The sequence below is a fragment of the Leptolinea tardivitalis genome, from assembly GCF_001050275.1.
Lineage (GTDB): Bacteria > Chloroflexota > Anaerolineae > Anaerolineales > Anaerolineaceae > Leptolinea > Leptolinea tardivitalis.
On sequence record NZ_BBYA01000002.1, the window covers coordinates 214,435 to 235,899 of the forward strand.

At 46.3% G+C, this 21,465-nt stretch carries 19 protein-coding genes; 8 read left to right on the plus strand and 11 right to left on the minus strand.

The features are described 5' to 3' along the window. Position 1 precedes the first annotated feature (1 nt). Genes mraY through mraZ form a run of 6 tightly spaced genes read right to left on the minus strand, consistent with a single transcriptional unit; the run spans position 2 to position 6,107 of the window. Positions 2-994 (minus strand): phospho-N-acetylmuramoyl-pentapeptide-transferase, encoded by a 993-nt coding sequence (gene mraY / locus LTAR_RS02370; protein ID WP_062420555.1) that lies wholly within the window; start codon positions 992-994, stop codon positions 2-4. After that, complete coding sequence (locus tag LTAR_RS02375) at positions 991-2,403, minus strand: UDP-N-acetylmuramoyl-tripeptide--D-alanyl-D-alanine ligase (protein ID WP_062420556.1); 1,413 nt, start codon at positions 2,401-2,403, stop codon at positions 991-993. The genes mraY and LTAR_RS02375 overlap by 4 nt, the downstream gene beginning before the upstream one ends. A gap of 7 nt (positions 2,404-2,410) precedes the next feature. Further along, positions 2,411-4,189 (minus strand): peptidoglycan D,D-transpeptidase FtsI family protein, encoded by a 1,779-nt coding sequence (locus tag LTAR_RS02380; RefSeq protein WP_062420557.1) that lies wholly within the window; start codon positions 4,187-4,189, stop codon positions 2,411-2,413. Next, on the minus strand, positions 4,186-4,668 hold the full coding sequence (locus LTAR_RS02385) for a hypothetical protein (protein WP_062420558.1): 483 nt from the start codon (positions 4,666-4,668) through the stop codon (positions 4,186-4,188). The genes LTAR_RS02380 and LTAR_RS02385 overlap by 4 nt, the downstream gene beginning before the upstream one ends. 58 nt (positions 4,669-4,726) lie before the next feature. Then, the gene (rsmH, locus tag LTAR_RS02390) at positions 4,727-5,668 is read right to left on the minus strand and encodes a 16S rRNA (cytosine(1402)-N(4))-methyltransferase RsmH (RefSeq protein WP_062420559.1); all 942 of its coding nucleotides are present in this window, start codon (positions 5,666-5,668) and stop codon (positions 4,727-4,729) included. A 1-nt stretch (position 5,669) separates the two neighbouring features. Then, positions 5,670-6,107, minus strand: a complete 438-nt coding sequence (gene mraZ / locus LTAR_RS02395) for a division/cell wall cluster transcriptional repressor MraZ (RefSeq protein ID WP_062420560.1) — start codon at positions 6,105-6,107, stop codon at positions 5,670-5,672. A gap of 178 nt (positions 6,108-6,285) precedes the next feature. Between mraZ and LTAR_RS02400 the strand changes: the two genes are divergently transcribed. Further along, complete coding sequence (locus LTAR_RS02400; protein WP_062420561.1) at positions 6,286-6,711, plus strand: EamA family transporter; 426 nt, start codon at positions 6,286-6,288, stop codon at positions 6,709-6,711. A 4-nt stretch (positions 6,712-6,715) separates the two neighbouring features. Then, positions 6,716-7,231 (plus strand): prolyl-tRNA synthetase associated domain-containing protein, encoded by a 516-nt coding sequence (locus tag LTAR_RS02405; protein ID WP_062420562.1) that lies wholly within the window; start codon positions 6,716-6,718, stop codon positions 7,229-7,231. Here LTAR_RS02405 and LTAR_RS02410 read toward each other — a convergent pair. Together LTAR_RS02410 and LTAR_RS02415 are read right to left on the minus strand one after the other, a co-directional pair. Continuing rightward, positions 7,209-7,919, minus strand: a complete 711-nt coding sequence (locus tag LTAR_RS02410) for a class I SAM-dependent methyltransferase (RefSeq protein WP_062420563.1) — start codon at positions 7,917-7,919, stop codon at positions 7,209-7,211. The genes LTAR_RS02405 and LTAR_RS02410 overlap by 23 nt on opposite strands. A 2-nt stretch (positions 7,920-7,921) precedes the next feature. Next, positions 7,922-8,782: an HDOD domain-containing protein gene (locus tag LTAR_RS02415; protein WP_062531962.1), complete on the minus strand. Its 861-nt coding sequence runs from the start codon at positions 8,780-8,782 to the stop codon at positions 7,922-7,924. Between the two features lie 191 nt (positions 8,783-8,973). Between LTAR_RS02415 and LTAR_RS02420 the strand changes: the two genes are divergently transcribed. The 6 genes from LTAR_RS02420 (at position 8,974) to LTAR_RS02445 (ending at position 17,292) form a co-directional block, all read left to right on the plus strand. Continuing rightward, the gene (locus tag LTAR_RS02420; protein WP_062420565.1) at positions 8,974-9,246 is read left to right on the plus strand and encodes a metal-sensitive transcriptional regulator; all 273 of its coding nucleotides are present in this window, start codon (positions 8,974-8,976) and stop codon (positions 9,244-9,246) included. Positions 9,247-9,262: 16 nt separating this feature from the next. Continuing rightward, on the plus strand, positions 9,263-9,475 hold the full coding sequence (locus LTAR_RS02425) for a heavy-metal-associated domain-containing protein (protein WP_062420566.1): 213 nt from the start codon (positions 9,263-9,265) through the stop codon (positions 9,473-9,475). Further along, positions 9,472-11,898 (plus strand): heavy metal translocating P-type ATPase, encoded by a 2,427-nt coding sequence (locus tag LTAR_RS02430; RefSeq protein WP_062420567.1) that lies wholly within the window; start codon positions 9,472-9,474, stop codon positions 11,896-11,898. The genes LTAR_RS02425 and LTAR_RS02430 overlap by 4 nt, the downstream gene beginning before the upstream one ends. Before the next feature lie 160 nt (positions 11,899-12,058). After that, a complete protein-coding gene (tkt, locus tag LTAR_RS02435) occupies positions 12,059-14,059 on the plus strand; it encodes a transketolase (RefSeq protein ID WP_062420568.1) in 2,001 nt (666 codons plus the stop codon). A 3-nt stretch (positions 14,060-14,062) separates the two neighbouring features. Further along, positions 14,063-14,515, plus strand: coding sequence for a ribose 5-phosphate isomerase B (gene rpiB, locus LTAR_RS02440; protein WP_062420569.1), 453 nt, complete (start codon positions 14,063-14,065; stop codon positions 14,513-14,515). Beyond that, a complete protein-coding gene (locus LTAR_RS02445; protein WP_062420570.1) occupies positions 14,512-17,292 on the plus strand; it encodes a bifunctional transaldolase/phosoglucose isomerase in 2,781 nt (926 codons plus the stop codon). Before rpiB ends, LTAR_RS02445 begins: the two co-directional genes overlap by 4 nt. A gap of 141 nt (positions 17,293-17,433) precedes the next feature. Here LTAR_RS02445 and LTAR_RS02450 read toward each other — a convergent pair whose 3' ends face one another. The 3 genes from LTAR_RS02450 to LTAR_RS02460 form a co-directional block, all read right to left on the minus strand. After that, positions 17,434-18,066 (minus strand): CatB-related O-acetyltransferase, encoded by a 633-nt coding sequence (locus LTAR_RS02450; protein ID WP_081419763.1) that lies wholly within the window; start codon positions 18,064-18,066, stop codon positions 17,434-17,436. A 390-nt stretch (positions 18,067-18,456) separates the two neighbouring features. Beyond that, complete coding sequence (locus LTAR_RS02455; RefSeq protein WP_062420571.1) at positions 18,457-19,548, minus strand: M23 family metallopeptidase; 1,092 nt, start codon at positions 19,546-19,548, stop codon at positions 18,457-18,459. A gap of 31 nt (positions 19,549-19,579) precedes the next feature. After that, positions 19,580-21,451 (minus strand): TolB family protein, encoded by a 1,872-nt coding sequence (locus tag LTAR_RS02460; protein ID WP_062420572.1) that lies wholly within the window; start codon positions 21,449-21,451, stop codon positions 19,580-19,582. Positions 21,452-21,465 lie beyond the last annotated feature (14 nt).

Here is a 21,465-nt window from a genome sequence, read left to right on the forward strand (position 1 = left end):
TTTACACCATCGCGATGGCCACACCAATCATGGCAAACATAAGGGATACCAGCCAGAAACGTTGTACGACCTGAGTTTCACTCCATCCACATAATTCAAAATGGTGATGCAGGGGAGCCATTTTAAACAGGCGTTTCCCTTTGGTCACCTTGAAGTAAAGAATTTGTAGTACTACGCTGAGCGCTTCGCTGACAGGGATGATAGCAATGGCAGGGATCAGCAGCCATTGGCCGGTCATCAGGGCTATCACTCCCAGAGTAGCTCCTATAGAGAGACTCCCCGAATCACCCATGAATAATTCTGCCGGGTGAACATTGAACCAGAGGAAACCGAAGAGAGCACCAACCATAGTGAAGCAGAACCGGGCTATGAAATCCTGACCCTGCATCATGGCGATACCGCCATAAGTGGCAAAGGCTGTGGCAGAAATCAGACCAGCCAATCCATCGAGACCATCTGTAAAATTGATAGCATTTGAACAGGAAACAATAATAAAAACGGCTAACGGGTAATACCAGATTCCCAGATCAAAAGCATCGTAAACACCAGGCCAGAACATCTGCGGAACATGAATTACATCGCGCAGCAGAAAGGCTACTGGAATAGCAAAGACAATCTGGATGATCAGTTTTGTACGCGCGCGCATCCCCTGACCGATACGCTGACCGCGAATGCCTTCCCAATCATCAATGGCACCAAGGCATCCATAACCCATAAGCACAGCCAGAGGAACAAAAACAATGGTAGAAAAAATTTTTAGTCCAAACAGAATGGAGGCATTCATTAAAAGAGTGACGACAACCACTGGCACAATGACCATCCACCCGCCCATCGTGGGTGTCCCCATTTTGGTAATGTGACTGTTGGGACCTTCAAAACGGATCAATTTGCCGATTTTGAAATAATGAAGCATCCGGATCAACGGTCCGCCCCAAATCACGGTCATAATAAATGCCAAACCGGTTAACGTTAATGAAAGCGATGTTTCTTTCATAAAGTTGCCTCGATCTCAGTTACGATGCGGTCCATTCGCAAACCATGCGAGCCTTTAATCAAAACGACATCGCTCTCATGAAGATTTGATTTCAGAATATCAACGGCTGCGGCAGTATCATCTACACAGGTGACGGCTGTTGACGGCATACCTTTTTCGATAGCTGCTTCTGCAATAATGCGTGCCCGTTGACCGACAGTAACCAATCTGTCTGCTACATTGGCTGCTTTATATCCAACCAGTTGATGCCCTGATTTCTCATACGGACCGAGTTCCAACATATCTCCAAGAACGGCAATATGATGCCCGGGGATTTCGGATAACAGATCCAATGCTGCTGTTGTGGATTCAGGAGAAGCATTGTATGAATCATCCAACACCAGAGCCCCCTGACCGGTGTGGATACCACATAACCGTAATTGAGTAGTGCTGGATTGCAGACCGTCAATAATCTCTTCCCATGACATACCAAATGTGAAACCAGCGGCAGCAGCTCGAAGGACTGTATGAACGGAGTGTTTTCCTATGATTGGAATACATAACCGTTGTGAACAATTTTTGTAATGTAATGTAAATTCAATGCCTTTCAAACCCAATCCTTTTACATCACTGACGGTTAGATCGGCTTTTGATTCCGCACTGTACGTCAGAACTCTGGCTTTCGATCGACCGATCATCCAACGCACCCATGGGTCATCCATATTGAGAATTGCTGTCCCATCGGATGGAAGGTTCTCCACCAATTCTGCTTTTCCACGGGCGATGCTCTCCTGTGATCCAGCCCGCTCGGCATGTACCGTACCGATATTCGTCACAATGCCTACTTTGGGTAATGCAAGATCACAAAGAAATTGGATTTCTCCGGGAACATAGAATCCCATTTCAAGGATGGCTATTTGTGTAGCCCGAGTCATTCGCAACATGGTAAGAGGCAGGCCGATTTCGTTGTTGTAATTTCCTGGATTTTTGATCGTGGCAAACCGCCAGGAAAGCACTTCTGAAACCAGCTCTTTTGTTGTGGATTTTCCGACAGAACCTGTGATACCCACAACTCCCACAGAAAGCTGACGACGCCAATGTGCAGAAGCCTGTTGTAAGGCTTTGAGTGAATTTTCAACTCTCAGACAAAACGGGGGTTCTGGCAGCCTGAATCCATCTGGCAGTGGATGACGCAGGTCAATTGTGCGAAAATCATCTGATGTGTCTTTTTCCACAATGGCCGCCAACGCCCCTTTTTCGAATGCTTTTGATAAATATGCGTGCCCATCAACCCGTTCTCCGGGGATGGCTATGAAAAGCGATGAAGGCGTCACCTGACGTGAATCGATTACCGCATCTGATAGAAGCATGCGGTAAGCATCGAATTTGCGGGATGTAAGTGCGTCAAGTAAATCGGCCAGTGTATACATGTTCTGCCTACTTTTGAACCAGTCCCTGCCGGATTGTATCCGGAGGGAGTTTCAAGGATACCACTAAGCTTTGGACTACCTGGCTAAAAACAGGGGCGGCGACGATGGAGCCCCACATTGAGCTTTTTGGTTTTTCCAGCCATATATATACTACAAAACGCGGATCATCGACGGGTCCCCAACCCACAAATGAGGCATTTGTAAGGTTGCTGACGTAACCATTTGGACCAGGAATTTCTGCCGTGCCGGTTTTTCCTGCCACACGATATCCATCCACCAGAGCGTCAGATGCTTCTTCTTCAAGAGATACTGCCAGCAATTGGGAGATGGTGCGGGCTGATTTGGCAGAAATCGGGTTGCCAATCACCTGAGGAGTATTGTTGTACTGGCGGCCGTTTTCCACTACGGATTGCAGAATATGGGGAGCCATCATCTTGCCATCATTTGCCAGGGCTCCTACCGCTGTAATCATTTGAAGTGGTGTAGCTGCAACACCTTGACCGAATGAGTTTGTCCCAAGGTTGATTGGATACCAGTTATTATCGCCGGGCAGTGCCAGAGGGAAATTCACTTCGCCAGCGAGGTCAATATTCGTCTTTCGACCTATGCCAAATGCCTGCAGATACTGGTAAAACCGGGTGGGACCAAGCTGCTGGGCGACCCATGTTAAGCATACATTTAATGAGTGCTGCATACAGGTGGTCATGGTTTGAGGACCCCAGGCATTGCGGTCCCAGTTATAAATGGTATAACCACCAATTTCCACTTCACCGGTATCCAGGAAGGGCGTATCTGGCGTGACCACACCGGCATCGATAGCCGCTGCCATCGTCAGTACTTTGAAAACTGAACCCGGTTCATACGTCTGTCCGATAGCCCGATTGAATGGGGTGGGATCAGGGAATATTTCTCCATATTTCCAATATTCATTCAGGTTCAGGTTTGGCGTTGAGGCCATTGCCAGAATTTCGCCATTCTTGGGGTTCATGACCACAATCGTAACGGATGTGGCACCATTGCGTTTCATCGCATTAGCGGCGATGGATTCCATGTTGGCCTGAATGTCTTTATCGATGGTCAATACGATACTGGCACCGGGTGCCACAGTGGGTACTTCACGGACTTTGTACGGATCCCGCGGAACTTGAACAATAATGGGAGAACCAGCCAACAGATCGTTGTATTTCTCTTCAACACCAAAATAACCGCGACCTTGATCACGATCTTTATACGAATAAAAACCGATGATATTGGATGCCAGCGCATTTTCAGGATAACTTCTCTGGAGGTGAGGAGTCCACAGAACACCTTCAAGGCTGGGAAGTTTTTCCCCTTTGTTCAATGGGGTTAATCGCTTGTAATTTTCTTTTGTTTCGCTAATGGCGGTGATTTTTTCCAGGGGGACAAAATCAGAAAGAACAACATACTGAATATTGCTATTGACATAATCCTTGGTGATGCGGTTATAGATGGTGTCGTAATCCAACTCCAGGATTTCATGAGCCATCTGGGCAATTGTTTCAGGATTTTTTACATAACGAATGTCGACACCCACTTCGTAGACTTCTTTATTGCCGGCCAGAAGTCGCCCCCACCGATCAAAGATACTTCCCCTTTCAGGGTAAATCTTCCGTTCTTCATAATCATAATTTTTAATAGCATCAGCACTCAGAGACCGGGCTTCCGCGCTGTTTTGGATGCGTATCACCTGAAGAATGATTAATCCTCCGACGATTGTCAGGAGGATACCCATCACCTTCAAGCGAAAGAAGGATAATGAACTCACTGATTTGCTCCGAGACTTGGATCAGAATAGCTAAGTACTCCCTGGAAAAGCCATTCCCAGAGGGATTGTGTATATGCAGGCCGTAGAACAGGTGAGGGAATCATATCCAGACCGGGAGGGGGAGCCATGCTTGCCAATTCACGGCCGGCATAATTGGGAATGATCAAGTAAGTCGGATCGTCAATACGATTCAATTTGAACCCTAAATCTTTGGCTCTTTTTTCCATTACCTGATCAGAGGTAAGGTATGCTAATTGGTTCCGCAGGTCAGCCATACGCCGGGTAGTTTCATCTTTTTGCACCTGTAAATCCTGAATATCCAAACCGGCCGTGGCCGCTTGCGCAGAAATACTTAAATAGAGTCCCGCCACCATCACAAAGCTGATCACAACCAGCAGGAACATACCGCTCCACTGAACCTGAGTTCGCCATGGAGCCTGTTTGTAAGCCTGTTCAAGTTTTTGAGTGATTGCTGTCATGTTTACCGTCTCTTTTGTATTTGGATAATTTTGGTTTGCTTTGCAAAGGACGTGCCAGTTATAGCTTCTCAGCAATACGCAATCTGGCACTGCGTGCCCTGGGATTCTCTTTAATTTCATCGTTGGTCGGATTAACCGGCTTCCGCTGAACCAATCGGATGGATGCTTTATGTCCGCATGTGCATATTGGTTGAGAAGGAGGGCACAGGCAATCTTTGCTTTCTTTCTGAAAGAACTGTTTGACTATGCGGTCTTCCAGAGAGTGAAAAGTAATGATTGCCAGTCTGCCGCCGGGTTTCAGAATGGACAGGGCAATGGGCAGTGTGTTTTGCAGTCCTCCGAGTTCATCATTGACCGCGATCCGTATCGCCTGAAATGTCCGGGTGGCAGGGTGATGCTCTCCGCGCTGCGGACCATAAACCCGTGAGACTAAGGCAGCCAACTGGCCGGTTGTAGTGATCGGCCGGTTTTGCACGATGGCTGATGCTATGCGTCGTGATTTGGGTTCTTCGCCGTATTCCCAGAGAATACGGGATAACTCATCTTCGCGGTATGTATTGACCAGATCAGCTGCACTCAATCCGGTTGTCGGATCGAAACGCATATCAAGTGGATTATCGGTGCGAAATGAAAAACCACGTTCCGGTGTGTCCAGTTGCATCGAAGAGAGACCCAGATCCATCAGAATTCCATCAACTGAACTCCAACCAAGTTTTTCCACTTCGGTTTTCATTTGTACATAGGAGGAATGACGGAAAAAAGTTCGTCCTGAAAATTCCGAAAGTCTCTGTCTGGCTATGGATAAAGCACTTTCGTCCCTGTCAAGACCCAACAATTGGCCAGTGGGGGATGAATATTGCAAAATCCCCCGGGCATGTCCTCCTGCTCCTAAGGTTGCATCAACATAACGACCGCCATCGTGAGGTTGAAGAGCATCTATAGAAGGTTGGTAAAGTACTGGTTGGTGCGGGATCCCCGCATCCCTGCTACTATCGGACATGTCAACGTACCGATAGGTCAAATGCCGCAAAACGCCTGGAATTGGCTTCAGAATCCGAAGTGTGCTGGTTCTGATGTTCCCAATTCTCTGATGACCATATTTCGAAATAATCCCCCATGCCTACTACAACGATATTTGTTTTAAGTTGAGCACTTTCCCTCAGATAAGCGGGAATAAGCATACGACCGGCTTTGTCAATTTCAGCCTGATTTGCGCGACCGAACATCATACGTTTCAGTTCACGAACGGTAGGATCTGTCATGCTCATGCGATTTACCCGGTCTGAAATGGTAGTGAAAGCGGAAGAGGTAAGAACCATTAGATTCTGGTCAAATCCTTCGGTGATAAAGGCACCATCTGACAACAATTCACGGTATTTCGCCGGTATGGTCAGCCGTCCTTTTTCATCAATGGAGTGTTCGTACTGTCCCAGGAACATGAGTTCTACCTTTGCTTTTTAAGGGGGGATGCCGGTGTTCCCGGCATCCCACTTTCACCCACTTTGTACCATTTATACCCACATTGTACCCACTTTGGGGTTGAATTTCAAGTAGTTTTCCCCAAAAAATGGCACGAGTTTTAGAATTGGATTAAATCTTGCATAGGGGAGGCGAATCATGAAACCTCAATTGTTTGCTCTGCTTACTGCCTTAGCCTGGGGTGTCGGAGGGTACTTTGAGAAGAAAGGATTGCATCTGGGGAATCTTTCTCCTCAGGTGGGTATTACCATCCGAACAGCAGTCGCCCTTCTCATTCTGGGCGCTGTGAGTTTTCAGGAATGGAAACAGATTCCTTCCGCCGGCAGTAGAGCCCTGATCTATATGGTGATCGGTGGAGGCGTGATTGCCGGATCGGTGGGTATGTTGTGTTATTATCTGGCCATTAAGGGGGCGCCTTTGGGGAAGGTCATGCCAATTGCCTTCACATCCCCTTTGTTCGGAGCATTAATGGGCATCTGGCTGGGTGGTGAGACACTTTCTCTAAAAACCGTCATAGGAATGGTTATGACTGTTGGCGGCATCATCATTTTGACGATAGGGTAATTTCTTGACTGCATCCGATATTGAACAAAAAATACTTCAAACTTTAGACGAGATGAACATACCCTATGAACGGTTTGAACATCCGCCGGTGGCGACAGTAAAAGAAGCCGAACAATACAGTGATCTTCACCCGGGAGCACACTGCAAGAACCTTTTCCTGCGTGACAAACCCGGTCGGTTGCACTACCTCGTGGTTATGCGAGTTGAAACGGAAGTAAATTTAACCAATCTCGCGCGACATTTCAAAAGCGGACGCCTGAGTTTTGCCTCGAATGAGAGACTGTACCGTTATCTTGGAGTGCAGCCTGGTGCGGTCAGTCCCTTTGGTTTGATTTTTGATACAGACCATGTCGTACGGGTTTTACTTGACGCTTCTATCTTTAATGAAGAAACGGCCGGTTTTCACCCGAATGTAAATACTGCCACCCTGGTGGTGACAGTCAAAGACCTTCTTCGTTTTTTAGATAATACCGGGAATCCGTATCAAATATTGGATTTCAATCAAAAAGATTTTTCTTGATGGTTTCTTTCTGCCCGATCCACAATCCGGTACATTCAGGTAGAAGCGTTCCAGACTCTATGAACTGGAGCATCTCTGATCCAAAGAAAAATTCTGTCAACAAACGAGCGGATTCTGCATTATCAAACAGGTAATCGGTTCGGATCCACTGCCGGTTGAATCCAACGTTGTCCAGGAATTGAAGATAATCAATCAGATGAGGAGGGGGCTCGGGTGCGGTTTTGCCTGTCCCCAGAGTTTCTATTAAGAGAATCCGACCATCTGGTTTTAAGACCCGTAAAAATTCTTGGAGAGCAATGATCACTTCTGGTATCCAATTTTTCCGCTGCCAGCTTACCAGATAACAAACGCTCCATCCTGAGACGATCCAGTCAAATCTGGCCGATCCAACAGGCAAGTGACGATGGTCGGCTGAACCATATCCAAGAAAATGAGATCTATCCATTTCGGAAATTGTGGATGCCCTGGAAACCATGGGAACAGAAATATCGAACGCCGTTAATTCAGAAGCCAGTGGAGCCAGAATTTTCGTCACCCGTCCGGTTCCCGCACCGGATTCAAGGATGGACGAATCGGATGGGATGAGTCTTTTTATCGTGACATCCAGATTGTGCAGATAATCTTCTCTGGAAACCAGAGCATGATATGTCTCAGTCTCATTCCTGTAGACATCTTCGTGTTCTGCCATGCTCAAATTTCAGATGGTACGTTTCTGATCATGGAATTGGATGCCAGAATGAAATCAGGTATTTCTTCTGTTAATTGGTCCAGTACACTTTCGTTGAATTCATAGAACTCTACAGCCGATGGATCCAGATGGTATTGCAATCCATCGCGGCCGATGCCAATCCCCATAATCATCACGGTGTAATCAGCCAGATGAACCGCATAAGAAAGCGAACGTCCTTCACTTGATTTGGTCGGTTCATGATGATGTTGAATGGCATCCAATAAACGGGGAGGCAAATTCCATCGGCGGGCTAATTCTGCCCCCAGTTCAGCATGGTCTATCCCAAAATATTCTTCTTCAAGGTCTGAAAAGGCCTGCCCCTGCCACTCCGGCTGGGTAAGATCAACATCACGAAGAAGAGTCTCAAAAGCCAGTTTACCGATATCCGCCAGAAGTCCAGCCGTATACGCTTCTTCGGCGAGTTCATATCCTTTATTCTTGGCTATTTCGCGTGCAGCACCTGCCACTGCAATGGAGTGCTGCCAGAGGTCGCCTTTTTCGAGGCCATATCCTTCAACAGACCGGTCCATCATACCGGCAACAGTGGATGCCAGGATCACATTTCTCACCGCCTGCTGCCCGAGGACAATAACTGCCTGATTGACTGTAGATACAGGGTGGCGCAGTCCGTAATAGGCTGAATTAGCCCAACGTAATACAAGCATGGCCAGGGATTGATCAAGCGAAAGGATCTGACCAATTTCGGCCATGTTCGATTTTGGATTCCTGATTAGTGCCAGAACCTTCTGGGCAACTTCAGGCATAGAAGGTAGATCACTCAATTTGGAGAGTAAATATGGAATCGACTGCGATTTCTCCATCTGTTTCCTTCTTATTCAAATATAAATTACCGGCATCATGAGTCGGGATATACGCAAAATCAGTATAAATCAAACAGATGCGGCATTCAACAATCAGAGGGTTAAATAACTCGTTAATAAGGATTGACAAAAGTGTAAACTGTCCTATAATGAATCTACCCCCCCCCCTATGGGGGGGGGTAGGAAAGAGGATGATGAAAGAGGATATTAATCTAAGGTTGAAAAATGTAGAAGGTCATATCCGGGGTATTGAACGAATGGTTGATGATGGAGTTTATTGCATCGATATCATCCGTCAAATTCAGGCTGCCCAGGCTGCATTGAGCAAAATCAGTTCAGCCATTCTGGATAATCATCTAAATTCCTGTGTAATCACAGCCATTCGTGGTGATGACCCTTCTGAGCGTGAGCGCGTGATCAATGAAATCCACGAGTTATTTGATAAAACAAATCGAAGTTATTAATAATAAGGAGCGAGAAATGACTACAGTCAATTATTCCATTCCCAATATCAATTGCAAACATTGTGTAATGACCATAAAAAATGAATTATCAGAATTGCCAGGTGTTCAAAAAGTGGAAGGTGATCCAGAAACAAAAACAATTGAAGTTGTTTTTGATGCACCAGCTTCGGAAGACTCTATCAAATCTTTGCTGAAAGAAATTAACTATCCGGTAAAGCAGGAAAAATGACGAATAATCATCAGGTCATTCTGCCAATCACAGGAATGACATGTGCCAATTGTGTAGCAACCATTGAACGGAATTTGAAGAAGGAAACAGGCGTTTCGTTTTCTTCAGTAAACCTGTCAAGTGAACGTGCCACGATTGAATTTGATCCTGAAGTAACTACACTCCCAAAATTGATTGAACGAGTCGAAAGGGCGGGTTATGGGATAGCAGCCGGTGAAGCCAGCCTGGTTATTCAAGGATTAAGTGATTCATCAGACGCAGCGCGGTTATCGAAAAAATTGTCTGATTTGGATGGTGTGATAGATGCCAATGTTAACATAGCCACTGAAACGGCAAGAGTGAAATTTATCCCGACCATCATCAGTCAATTAGAGATAAAACAGGCGATTTCCTCCAGCGGATTCAAGGCTGTTGAAACCGGAAGTGATTTGGAAGATGTAGAAGGCCGTGCCCGCCGGATGGAAATTGAACATCAGAAAAAATTACTGATCACTGGTCTGGTTTTTTCCATTCCGTTGTTCTTCATTTCCATGGCGGCAGATCTGGGTTTCTTCCCCATGGAAATCACCCATTCAATGTGGCTCAAGATGATCATGCTGGTATTGGCCACTCCGGTTCAATTTTACGTAGGTTGGCAATACTATACCGGTGCATATAAATCACTTCGCAATGGCTCGGCAAACATGGATGTATTGGTGGCGTTGGGTTCTTCAACAGCCTATTTTTATTCGCTGCCGGTAGCTTTCGGTTTGATCAATGGTCATGTTTACTTTGAAACTGCTGCGGTTATCATCACGTTAATCCGATTGGGAAAATTCCTTGAAGCAAGAGCCAAAGGACGTACCAGTGAAGCCATTAAAAAGTTGATGAGTTTGCGTCCAAAAACGGCGCGGGTGATTCGTGATGGAAATGAGATAGAAATTGCCATCGATGATGTACGGATTGGAGATATTGTATTTGTTCGACCGGGGGAAAAACTGCCGGTCGATGGAGTCGTGGTTGAAGGGCACTCTTCTGTAGATGAATCGATGCTTACAGGCGAATCACTTCCTTCGGAGAAGGTCCCCGGTTCACAGGTTATTGGCGCAACCATAAACAAACTCGGATCATTCAAATTTCAAGCAACAAGAATCGGGAAAGATACCGCCCTGGCTCAGATCATTCGTCTTGTTGAGGATGCGCAGGGGAGCAAAGCTCCTATTCAAAAACTGGCTGACAGAGTATCTGCAATATTTGTACCGGCGGTTATTGTTCTGGCCATCATCACCTTTACCGGATGGATGATTTTCGGACCACCGCTTGCAGTCAATTCAGAGATTACACCGCTGACCAGAGCTTTGATCAACATGGTTGCTGTGTTGGTGATTGCCTGTCCATGTGCCATGGGGTTGGCCACTCCCACAGCTATCATGGTGGGTACTGGAAAAGGGGCTTCCAGTGGTGTGTTGATTAAAACCTCAGAAGCTCTGGAAAAAGCGGGTTCAGTCGATATGATTGTTCTGGATAAAACCGGTACGATTACGCAAGGACAGCCTTCAGTTACCAATATTGTGACCAGGGGAAAGATCGCTGAAGATCGGCTGCTTCAACTTGTTGCCTCTTTGGAGAAAAACAGTGAACATCCTCTTGGAGAAGCAATTGTGGCAGAAGCCGGTAACCAGAATCTCTCCTTGATAGTACCCGAATCATTTACATCGATTACCGGGCAGGGAATTAAAGGTCATGTTGATGGTTTGACTATTCTGGTTGGCAACAGACATCTGATGAATGAGCAAGAAATTTCCATCGATGAATGGGAACCAGATATCCAACGGCTTCAATCTGAAGGAAAAACCGCCATGTTGACAGCCATTAATGGTTCAATGGCAGGCATTATCTCCGTTGCCGATACGATAAAAGAAAATTCTCTCGAAGCAGTCAAATCTCTGCATGCACTGGGTTTAAGAGTTGCCATGATAACGGGAGATAACCGCCAAACGGCAGAGGCTGTTGCTAACCAGATCGGTATTGACACTGTGTTGGCAGACGTTTTACCAGGGGACAAAGCGGCAGAAATAAAGAAATTGCAGGAAAATGGTCATCGTGTTGCCATGGTTGGCGATGGGATAAATGACGCACCGGCACTGGCACAGGCAGACGTAGGGATTGCCATTGGCACAGGAACGGATATCGCAATTGCATCTGCGCCGATTGTATTAATCAGTGGTGAACTGGATGGCGTCGTCAGGGCGATCATTCTATCAAGAAAGACTCTTCACACTATCAAGCAAAACTTGTTCTGGGCTTTTTTCTATAATGTCGTGCTTATCCCGGTAGCTGGTTTAGGCTTGCTGGTACCGATTCTGGCAGCAGGGGCGATGGCCTTTAGCAGTGTATTTGTGGTTAGTAACAGTCTGAGGTTAAACAGGATAAAGCTCGGCTGACTATTCACAAGAAAATTGTAAATCTCAGTTAAATACCCGGCGTTCTCGGGTATTTAACTCAGTATGGAACAATTAATGCGTATAGAGACTTTTTTAAGGGCTGGAGTAAGAATCTTTCTCCCTGATGGTAAAATTGTGAAAACTGAAAATCGAGGTTAGCATGTCGAATACAATTCTTCAAGAACGCGCGATAAATACCATCCGATTTTTATCTGCTGATGGCGTTCAAAAAGCCAATTCTGGTCATCCCGGTCTTCCCATGGGCGCGGCTGCCATTGCTTACACTATCTGGACGAAACACCTGCGCCACAATCCAAAGAATCCTCAATGGTTTGACCGCGATCGTTTTGTTTTATCGGGCGGCCACGGCTCCATGCTTCTTTATAGTCTGCTTCACCTTACTGGTTATGACCTTCCTCTTGAGCAATTGAAACAATTCCGCCAGTGGGGTTCCATCACCCCCGGGCATCCCGAAGTCGGATTGACCCCCGGTATTGAAACCACCACCGGTCCGCTGGGACAGGGTCTTGGCAATGCCATTGGTATGGCAGTCGCTGAAGCCCACCTGGCGGCAGTCTATAACAAACCTGGACACGATGTGATCAACCACACTACATATGTCATAGTGGGGGATGGCGACATGATGGAAGGTGTGGCGTCTGAAGCTGCCAGTTTCGCGGGACACCAGAAATTAGGTAAACTGATTTGCTTCTATGATGACAATAAAATTACGATTGACGGTTCCACTGACCTGGCATTTACGGAAGACCGTGCCAAGCGGTTTGAAGCCTATGGCTGGCAGGTTCTAAGAGTGGATGATGGTAACGATGTTGCCAAAATTGACCGGGCGATCAAAAAAGCCAAAAAAGATCCTCGTCCTTCATTTATTATTTGCAAAACCATTATCGGGTATGGACTGCCTACAAAACAGGGTACGGCCAAAGCCCACGGTGAGCCTGCCGGTGAAGAAGAATTAAGGGCGGCCAAAGAAAAGATTGGCTGGCCTGTTGAGCCTTTCTATATCCCGGAAGATGCTGCTAAGGAATTCAAGAAATGTGTTTCTCGCGGCAAAAAACTGGAAGCCGACTGGAAGAAACGATTTGATGCCTATGCGGCTGAATTTCCGACTGAAGCAGCAGAGTTAAAACGGCGCATATCCGGTGAACTCCCCAAAGATTGGGAGAAAGCACTTCCTGTTTTCGATGCAGACCCCAAGGGATTGGGCAGTCGTGTAGCTTCTGGTAAGGTGATTAATGCCCTTACAGCTGCCATTCCGGAATTACTGGGCGGTTCCGCTGATCTGGCTCCAAGTAATAATACCTGGATTAACAGCAGTGTGGCTTTCCAGGCGGATCATCGTGAAGGAAAGAACTTCCATTTTGGGGTGCGCGAGCATGGCATGGCATCTATTGTCAATGGTATGAACGTTCATGGCGGTATGCGCACCTATGGCGCCACTTTTATGGTGTTTGCCGATTATTTGAGGGGTGCATTGCGTGTTTCAGCACTTTCTCACATTCCAAGCATCTGGATTTTGACTCATGACTCCATTGGTCTTGGTGAAGACGGTCCAACCCATCAACCAGTGGAGACCGTTGCTTCCCTGAGAATCATTCCGAATTTACTGGTCATCCGCCCGGCAGATGCCAATGAAACAGCCGAAGCCTGGCGTGTTGCTCTGAAAAACACCAAACGCCCCACCGCGCTGGCCTTAAGCCGTCAGAATCTACCTACTCTTGATCGAAAGACTTTAGCTCCTGCTTCCGGGTTGGAGAAAGGTGCTTATGTTTTGACCGATCTGGGTGGAAAGAAACCTGAAATTATCCTGATGGCTTCTGGTTCCGAAGTCAGCCTGGTATTGGATGCGGCCCACAAATTGGCCGCTGAAGGGAAATCTGTCAGAGTTGTCTCCTTCCCGTCCTGGGAACTCTTCAAAGAACAGTCTGCTGAGTACCGCGAATCCGTTTTCCCGTCTGATGTCAAAAAACGTGTTGCCGTAGAAGCTGGTTCCACCATGGGATGGAATCAATGGGTTGGAGATGCCGGTGTGGTCATCGGTATTGACCATTTCGGAGCATCTGCTCCCGGTAAAGTGGTGATGGAAAAATTCGGCTTTTCAGTAGATCATGTTCTGGAAGAAGCCAAAAAACTGCTGGGCTAAAATATGAATGTAGCCGTTTCCTGTGATCATGCCGGCTTTTCGTATAAAGCCCCGATCATGCAGTTAATAAAAGAGCTGGGTCATACTGTCATAGAAATGGGTGCCAGTTCGACTGAGCCAGTAGATTACCCTGATATTACAGAACCGGTTGCCCGGGCTATTCAGTCCGGGCAAGCCGATCGGGCGGTGATCATCTGTGGTTCTGGAGTGGGAATCACTTTTACAGCCAATAAATTTAAAGGCGTACGCGCATGCATCTGCCATGATTCATATTCAGCCCATCAGGGGGTGGAGCATGATGATCTTAATGTTTTATGTATAGGTGCAAAAGTCGTTGGAATAGAAGTTGCCAGAGAACTGGTAACTTCTTTTCTTGCCGCTAAATTTTCTACACTCGAACGTTATCACCGCCGGATTGAGAAGGTGGAATTGATAGAAAGAAGGATGTTCAAATGAGCAAATCTAGTTTGCAGCAATTGGTGGATGCCGGTCAATCCCCCTGGTTGGATAATATTGACCGCCGGCTTTTAAAAGATGGCGGCCTTGCCAAATTGATTGCCGATGGCGATATCACTGGTGTGACATCAAACCCGACAATTTTTAACAATGCGATTGGCGGTTCACGCATCTATGATGAAACGATCCAGCCGATGGCACTTGCCGGGAACGACCCGGAATCGATTTTCTATCAACTTGCCATTGAGGATATTCGCCAGGCAGCTGATTTGTTCCGGCCTATCTACGACCAGACAAATGGCGCTGATGGCTATGTCAGTCTGGAGGTAAGCCCCAAACTGGCACGCAGTACAAAGAAGACTGTGGAAGAAGCCAAACGGCTGTGGAAACTACTGAACCGTCCGAATGTGATGATTAAGATCCCCGCCACATTACAGGGTTTGCCGGCCATTACAGCTGTTATTGCCGAGGGTATAAACGTCAACGTTACGTTGATCTTCTCCATCGAAAGGTACCAGGCTGTAGCCGAAGCGTATATTCGCGGTCTTGAAAAAAGAGTAAAAGCCAAGAAACCAATTGACCACATCGCGTCATGTGCCTCTTTCTTTGTTTCCCGTATTGACACCAAGGTGGATGGTCAACTCAGGAAAATTGTTGAAGCCGGGGGCAGTAATTCCAAATTGGCTTCTGAATTGATGGGTAAGGCGGCTGTTTCGACGTGCAAGACAGTTTTTGGTATTTTTGAAGAAACCTTTGCTTCTGAACGGTTTCAGAAACTGGCAGCCAAGGGCGGACGGATACAACGGACGTTATGGGCTTCTACCAGCATGAAAAATCCGGCGTATCGCGATGTTTTGTATGTCGAATCTTTGATCGGTGCAAACACTATCAACACCATGCCGCCAGGAACCGTGAAAGCCTTCAAGGATCACGGGCAGGTAGGCAAGGGTGCAAATGAAGGAAAAGCAGAAGCCGCGAAAGTGCTGGCTGATTTACCCAAAGCCGGCATTGACATGATGGAGGTTTCTGCCCAATTGGAGGATGAAGGTGTTAAATCTTTTATTGCCTCCTACAAAGAATTGCTGAAGACTATCGACAAGCGTTCCAAAGAATTCCGAAAATCCATGGGCAATTTAGCTGTCCCGGTTGAAAATGCGATTAAAGCATTAAAAGAGAAAGATTTTGTTGCCCGGATGGAAAACAAGGATGCCTCTCTCTGGACGATGGATCCAGCCGGTCAAAAAGAGATCGGTATTCGATTGGGATGGCTGGCTGCACCTGCCAAAGGAGCTGCCATTATTGAATCCATCAAACCTCTTCTGGCAGAATGCAAAGAAGAAGGAATGTCACGGATTCTTCTTCTCGGTATGGGTGGCTCTTCATTGGGTGTTGAAACCATGTCATTGATCCTGGGTACCGGGGAAGCCGGTATGGAATTGAAAATTCTGGATATGACAAACCCGGATCAGGTTCTGGCGGCTGCTCATTGGGCCTCATTAAAGAAAACTCTCTTTTTTGTGGGATCAAAATCTGGCTCCACAAGTGAAAGTAATGCATTCATGGATTATTTCTGGGAAAAAGCCCAGAAAACTCTTGGAAAGAAAGCCGGACGGCACTTCATTGCCATCACAGATCCGGAAACCAGCCTGAGCAAGGTGGCAGAAGAACGCGGATTCCGAAAAGTACTCTTGAGTGATCCAGAAGTTGGCGGACGGTATTCTGCCTTGACTATGTTTGGATTGGCACCTTCTGTGTTGATGGGGCAGGATACCGACAAGCTGCTGGAAACGGCATTAAGTATGAGTGAACTTTGTTCATCCTCCACTCCCATCGAACGCAATCCGGGCATCATGCTGGGAGCATTTATCGCGGCAGGTGTTTTGAAAGGAAAAGACAAAGTCACCCTGATTACAGACCCAGAACTAGCTGCTTTTGGTCCCTGGGTTGAACAGCTCATTGCTGAAAGCTCAGGCAAAAATGGAAAAGGTATCGTTCCGGTGGATGCCGAACCAAAACTGGACTTCTATTCGACGGACCGGGTATTTGTCTATTTGCGGCTTAATGGTAAAAATGAACGCCGCGCCGCCAAAGCTCGCCGCGCCGGACATCCCTTGCTGGTGCTGCCCTGGAATTCAGGATATGACCTGGGTGGTGCGTTTGTTCAGTGGGAAGTAGCTACAACGGCGGCATGCTGTCTGATGGGTGTTAATCCATTTGATCAGCCAGACGTGCAGGAAAGCAAGGTACGCACAAAACAATTGACGGATGCCTACTTGAAAGACGGGAAACTCAACATGGGATCGCCTATATGGGAAAATGAAGTAGCTGCCATATATGGTGACCATTTGAACGGTATTGATTCTGCCAAATCTTTATCAGACGTTCTGAGTGTCTTTCTCAAACAGGTTCAGATCGGGGATTATGTAGGCGTGAATGCTTATGTGCCGCGCAACGATCGTACGATGAACGAATTTACAAAATTCCGAAGCGCCATCACAAAAAAGACCGTCACCCCAACAACTCTGGGTTACGGTCCACGCTTCCAACATTCCACCGGTCAACTTCACAAAGGCGGGGCTAATAATGGCCTGTTCATTGAAATCACGGCCGAACCTTCGGCTGATGCCGAAATCCCCGGATGGAAAATGCCTTTCAGTGTACTCGAAGCCGCACAGGCTCTGGGCGATTTTGATACCCTGCAATCGCGCAAACGCCGGGTTATTCGCATTCATTTCAAGAAACCTTTTGGACGCGGAATGCTGCCTGAAATCAAGTAGATATGTATTCGGTCTTAATTTGGGATTACGAGAGAGTATCGTAATCCCATAACAATAAAAAGAAAAAACACCTCATTTCCTGAGTAATCTATCGGAAATGAGGTGTTTTCTTTGTTATAAATGATTATGCAGAAGCAGTGGTTATGTAATAAGTTTATCTACTTCTCCATTCATAATGAAGGGCAGGTTTTGTTGGATCTTGTCATAAGACCAATTCCACCATTGAATCTTCTGCAATTTCATGATGGTGTTTTCATCAAAACGCTTTTTGATTTCCTTTGCAGGAATACCACCAACAACAGAATAAGGAGGAACGTCTTTTGTCACCACTGCCCTTGTGCCTATAATGGCACCATCGCCAATATGTACTCCTGACAGGATGACGGCTTCATATCCAATCCAGACATCATTACCAATAATGATATCGCCTTTGTTATCCCAGGCAGAAGCAACGTTTGCTTTGTCTAGATTCCATTCCTCAAAGAAAATGGGAAATGGATAAGTGGAAAGCGATTTTTGTGTATGATTAGCGCTGTTGAAAATGAATTTTGCCCCACAGGCGATTGAACAAAACTTGCCGATGATTAATCTGTCTTTATTAATTGGATAGTGATATAGAACATTGTTCTTTTCAAATTGTGTCGGATCAGATACAAAATCGTTGTACATTGTGAAATCACCGATACTGATACTTGGATCAGTAACCACACTTTTCAAGTAAATGGTTTCTGTATCATTTTTCCGTGGATACATTTTCATTTCTGGAATAGTCATAGAGTAACTCCTTGAGTTTATTTTTTTTATTCGACTATTCCAGCCATCACAATGCACCTTTGCATAATACCACCCACCTTTCTGAAAAAATGATTGGTTAACCAACCAGGGTGGTATCATACCTCAATTTTCTACTGTTGAATGGATCTTTCAGAAAAATTAAGGTTTCATACTAAATGGTAAAACCTGAACAAGATGATCCGTGATCAATCGGGTGCAGGTGAATAACCACCAACCTGGGGAAGATCCCTGTAGAAGCCGTCTGTTCCTTTAAACCGAAAATACGTGACTGCGCCAGGATTTATGGTGATATTGTAGTGATATTTTGTCTTTTCATATTCAATTTCAACTATATAATTTCCGGCTGGAAGATCACTTAATACAAGGTTTTCACCATAATATGGATCGCTGTGAACAAATTTTTCGCCGTATGTACGTACGTACAAGCCAGGTTTTTTTGCGGTCTGCCTGCATTACAGTAATTTCCTGTGATGTGTAGAAAGACCCTGATGTGTTCATAATTCTACCGACCAATACTCCCCATCCTTGAGGCGGTGCCAGCCAGAGTTCGGGATTCAGGGAAGAATTGAACATATTCTGTTTCCAGCGAACTTCAAAATGAAGGTGCGGGCCTGTTGTGGCGCCAGTATCCCCGACAATTCCAAGAACATCACCGGTGTTGACCTGCTGATTGGGTTGAACATAGACTTCGTTCATATGGGCATAGATTGTGTAGAGTTTTTCTCCCTGGAACCCAAAGGAATGTTCAAGGGTCACAGCAATGCCATAAGGGTCTTTGGATTCATTGACTCCTGCATAAACTCCATACCCGGCCCATAGAACGCGTCCGGGTGCAGCCGCTCTAACCGGGGTTCCCATGGGGGCATCGATATCTATACCGGTGTGAACAACACCTTCCCACTTCTCATTAATTCCGCCATAACGGTAGTTCCACAATGGCCAATTGATTGTGTTGGCTGAAATAGGGCGGGCGAAATAGAAATGATCATGCTCGCTCAATGCCCAGGGGATCGGGTAAAGCGGTGGACGCCAGTTTAATTCACCAGACGGTTCTGGGGTGGGAAAAGCAATCTCAAGAGGTTCTGCTTTGGCGGGGTCTGGTGTTGGAGCAACTGTAACCAGATTCATTGTTGGTGTTGCCATTTGTATTGTTGGTACAGCAACAGTCGGTTCGACTGTTGATATATCTGTGGCAGCCATTGTTTGTATTTTAGTCGGGGTAGGCCAGGCTAATTCAATTGTGGCTGTGGGTGGAACATCTTGCCCATTTGAGGCTTCTTTTTGAGCTGGATCATCAAGTGTTGGAAGCACTTTTAAAAGTGAACTTCCATTATTGGATTCAGTGGATGGATTCGATGCCTGAACTTCCGGGATGGTTAGATACGTTGAACAGGAAGATAAACTGATGGTTATCAAAAGATTCAAAAAGAATACGTGTAAGAAACTTGCATTACATTTCATTTCAATTCAGTTCTCAATTTGTTCACACACATCATTTACTTTTAACCGGCGTGGATGTTGCTTCCGGTGGAACGGCTGTGGGAAGCGGAGTGAGGGTATTTTTGACAGCCGGCTTAGAGAAATTTACACCAGGATACATTTGCGATAACGCGGTGTTTAAATCCAATCCATCGGTCATGGCGAATAATGTGAACCTTGCACCGGGATAATACGTGATCCAATTGGATAAAGCCGGGAACCTTTCCCATCCATATCTTGCTGCCCATTCCGTAAAGTCTATCCAGTAGCCTTCTGGCACGCCAATTTCTTTTCCGCCTTTTTCATAAACAGAAGGATCACCTGAATTACGGGAGGTTATGTCCCAGGCTTTATCTGTCATGGGACGTCCCTGCGAACCATCCTGGGTACGAGTTTTCAGGAAAATCCTCCAATATGTTTGTGTGCCCATATCTTCGCGTACGAGTGCCATCCAACCTGAATTCATGGGCAGGTCATTAATAGAAATTCCCCGGCCGGTGCTCAACCAGGAGTTTTGCATGCCTGGCTCTTCATTGGTATCTTTATCTGTGAAAGCAGCCTTCAGACTGTTGAGCAAATCCCATCCGACCAGATTACCAATTCGAGTGCGCAAACCGACGAAGGATTCGTCTACAGAATCTAAGAGAGCCGGTGTAGGAGCAGAAACACCGTCTAGAACCGCTAACCCATCCATACCGGCCGGTACTGGATCTTTAGCCAAAATTGGAGTCCATAACGGTTCTGCTGTCGGCGAAGGCGCTTCCGCCAAACGTGAAGAAAGAGCTTGAGGCAGACCGGCTATCTTCCAATCCATTCCCTGAATAGGACCTGGCAGACGAATTAATGGAATTCGAATCAGCCCTGTCTCTATCTCATAGGAAGCAAAGGCAGTCAGATTAGGTTGAAGAACCCGTGAGGCAATTGTCGTACCGGTTGGATCCCAGATAGGCCAATCGCCAGTACCCACTGTTTTTAATGGTTCATTGGGGTTGGTATTGTTCCAGATGACCAGTGTTTCAATTCCGTTGGTTTTCTTTGCCCAGCTCAGGAAACGCCCATCTGGTGACCAGCTTGGGTGAGTATCTTTACTTTCAGAGTCAAGGCTGATGTTGATAAAACGTTCATTGAAATTATCAAGACGGGCGATCCAGATTTCATCTTCACCAGAACGGTCGGAAACAAAAGCAATTTGACGTCCGGTTTCTCCAGGCATCCAACGAGGTGAAAAATCAGTGGATGGTTCGTTGGTCAATTCCAGTGGCGCTTTTTCAGGATGCGCAACCTCCAAAAGGTATATATCGAGATTACCTTTGGTATAAGATTCGTAGGCAATCCATTGACTGTCAGGCGACCAGGTTGGGGACCCGTCATATTCCGGGGTGGATGTCAGCTGGGAGATTTCTCCAGTCAGCAGGTCAAGTGTATACAAATCCCAATATCCGGAACGGTGAGAACTGAAGGCGATCTTTGTCCCATCCGGACTAATACTTGGATCAATATCATCATATTCACCATCTGTCAGCCGAAGCAATGGCAAATATTGAGGATGATAGGCGAACAGGTGAAAATAAGCGCCATCTGCCAGAGAAAGGATTATTACTCCTTGCTGTTGTAGTCCTGAAAAATTCGCACTGGGTTCTGTGGGAGTCAGTGTTGGAATTTCAGGCGTAGGAGAGGGTGATTCTGTTGGAATTTCGGTGGGGATTATTTCTGTCGGAGTACTGGTAGGTGTTTCTGTAATTGTAGGCGCAGGAGGTAAAGTTGGAGTGGTGAGAACACTACTTTCAAAAATCGGCCAGAGGAAGTAAATCGTTCCGGCAATATTGGCAATAATGAATAAAACCAATAGATATAGAACCACTTTGGAAACAGGTTTTGATTTCATAAGGCCGGCATTCT

Excerpts from the sequence above, each read along its gene's own strand:
- mraY (WP_062420555.1), bottom strand. The coding sequence starts at position 994 with ATGAAAGAAACATCGCTTTCATTAACGTTAACCGGTTTGGCATTTATT.
- LTAR_RS02375 (WP_062420556.1), bottom strand. The coding sequence starts at position 2,403 with ATGTATACACTGGCCGATTTACTTGACGCACTTACATCCCGCAAATTC.
- LTAR_RS02385 (WP_062420558.1), bottom strand. The coding sequence starts at position 4,668 with ATGACAGCAATCACTCAAAAACTTGAACAGGCTTACAAACAGGCTCCA.
- rsmH (WP_062420559.1), bottom strand. The coding sequence starts at position 5,668 with ATGTCCGATAGTAGCAGGGATGCGGGGATCCCGCACCAACCAGTACTT.
- mraZ (WP_062420560.1), bottom strand. The coding sequence starts at position 6,107 with ATGTTCCTGGGACAGTACGAACACTCCATTGATGAAAAAGGACGGCTG.
- LTAR_RS02400 (WP_062420561.1), top strand. The coding sequence starts at position 6,286 with ATGAAACCTCAATTGTTTGCTCTGCTTACTGCCTTAGCCTGGGGTGTC.
- LTAR_RS02410 (WP_062420563.1), bottom strand. The coding sequence starts at position 7,919 with ATGGCAGAACACGAAGATGTCTACAGGAATGAGACTGAGACATATCAT.
- LTAR_RS02415 (WP_062531962.1), bottom strand. The coding sequence starts at position 8,782 with ATGGAGAAATCGCAGTCGATTCCATATTTACTCTCCAAATTGAGTGAT.
- LTAR_RS02420 (WP_062420565.1), top strand. The coding sequence starts at position 8,974 with ATGATGAAAGAGGATATTAATCTAAGGTTGAAAAATGTAGAAGGTCAT.
- LTAR_RS02425 (WP_062420566.1), top strand. The coding sequence starts at position 9,263 with ATGACTACAGTCAATTATTCCATTCCCAATATCAATTGCAAACATTGT.
- LTAR_RS02430 (WP_062420567.1), top strand. The coding sequence starts at position 9,472 with ATGACGAATAATCATCAGGTCATTCTGCCAATCACAGGAATGACATGT.
- tkt (WP_062420568.1), top strand. The coding sequence starts at position 12,059 with ATGTCGAATACAATTCTTCAAGAACGCGCGATAAATACCATCCGATTT.
- rpiB (WP_062420569.1), top strand. The coding sequence starts at position 14,063 with ATGAATGTAGCCGTTTCCTGTGATCATGCCGGCTTTTCGTATAAAGCC.
- LTAR_RS02445 (WP_062420570.1), top strand. The coding sequence starts at position 14,512 with ATGAGCAAATCTAGTTTGCAGCAATTGGTGGATGCCGGTCAATCCCCC.
- LTAR_RS02450 (WP_081419763.1), bottom strand. The coding sequence starts at position 18,066 with ATGACTATTCCAGAAATGAAAATGTATCCACGGAAAAATGATACAGAA.
- LTAR_RS02455 (WP_062420571.1), bottom strand. The coding sequence starts at position 19,548 with ATGAAATGTAATGCAAGTTTCTTACACGTATTCTTTTTGAATCTTTTG.
- LTAR_RS02460 (WP_062420572.1), bottom strand. The coding sequence starts at position 21,451 with ATGAAATCAAAACCTGTTTCCAAAGTGGTTCTATATCTATTGGTTTTA.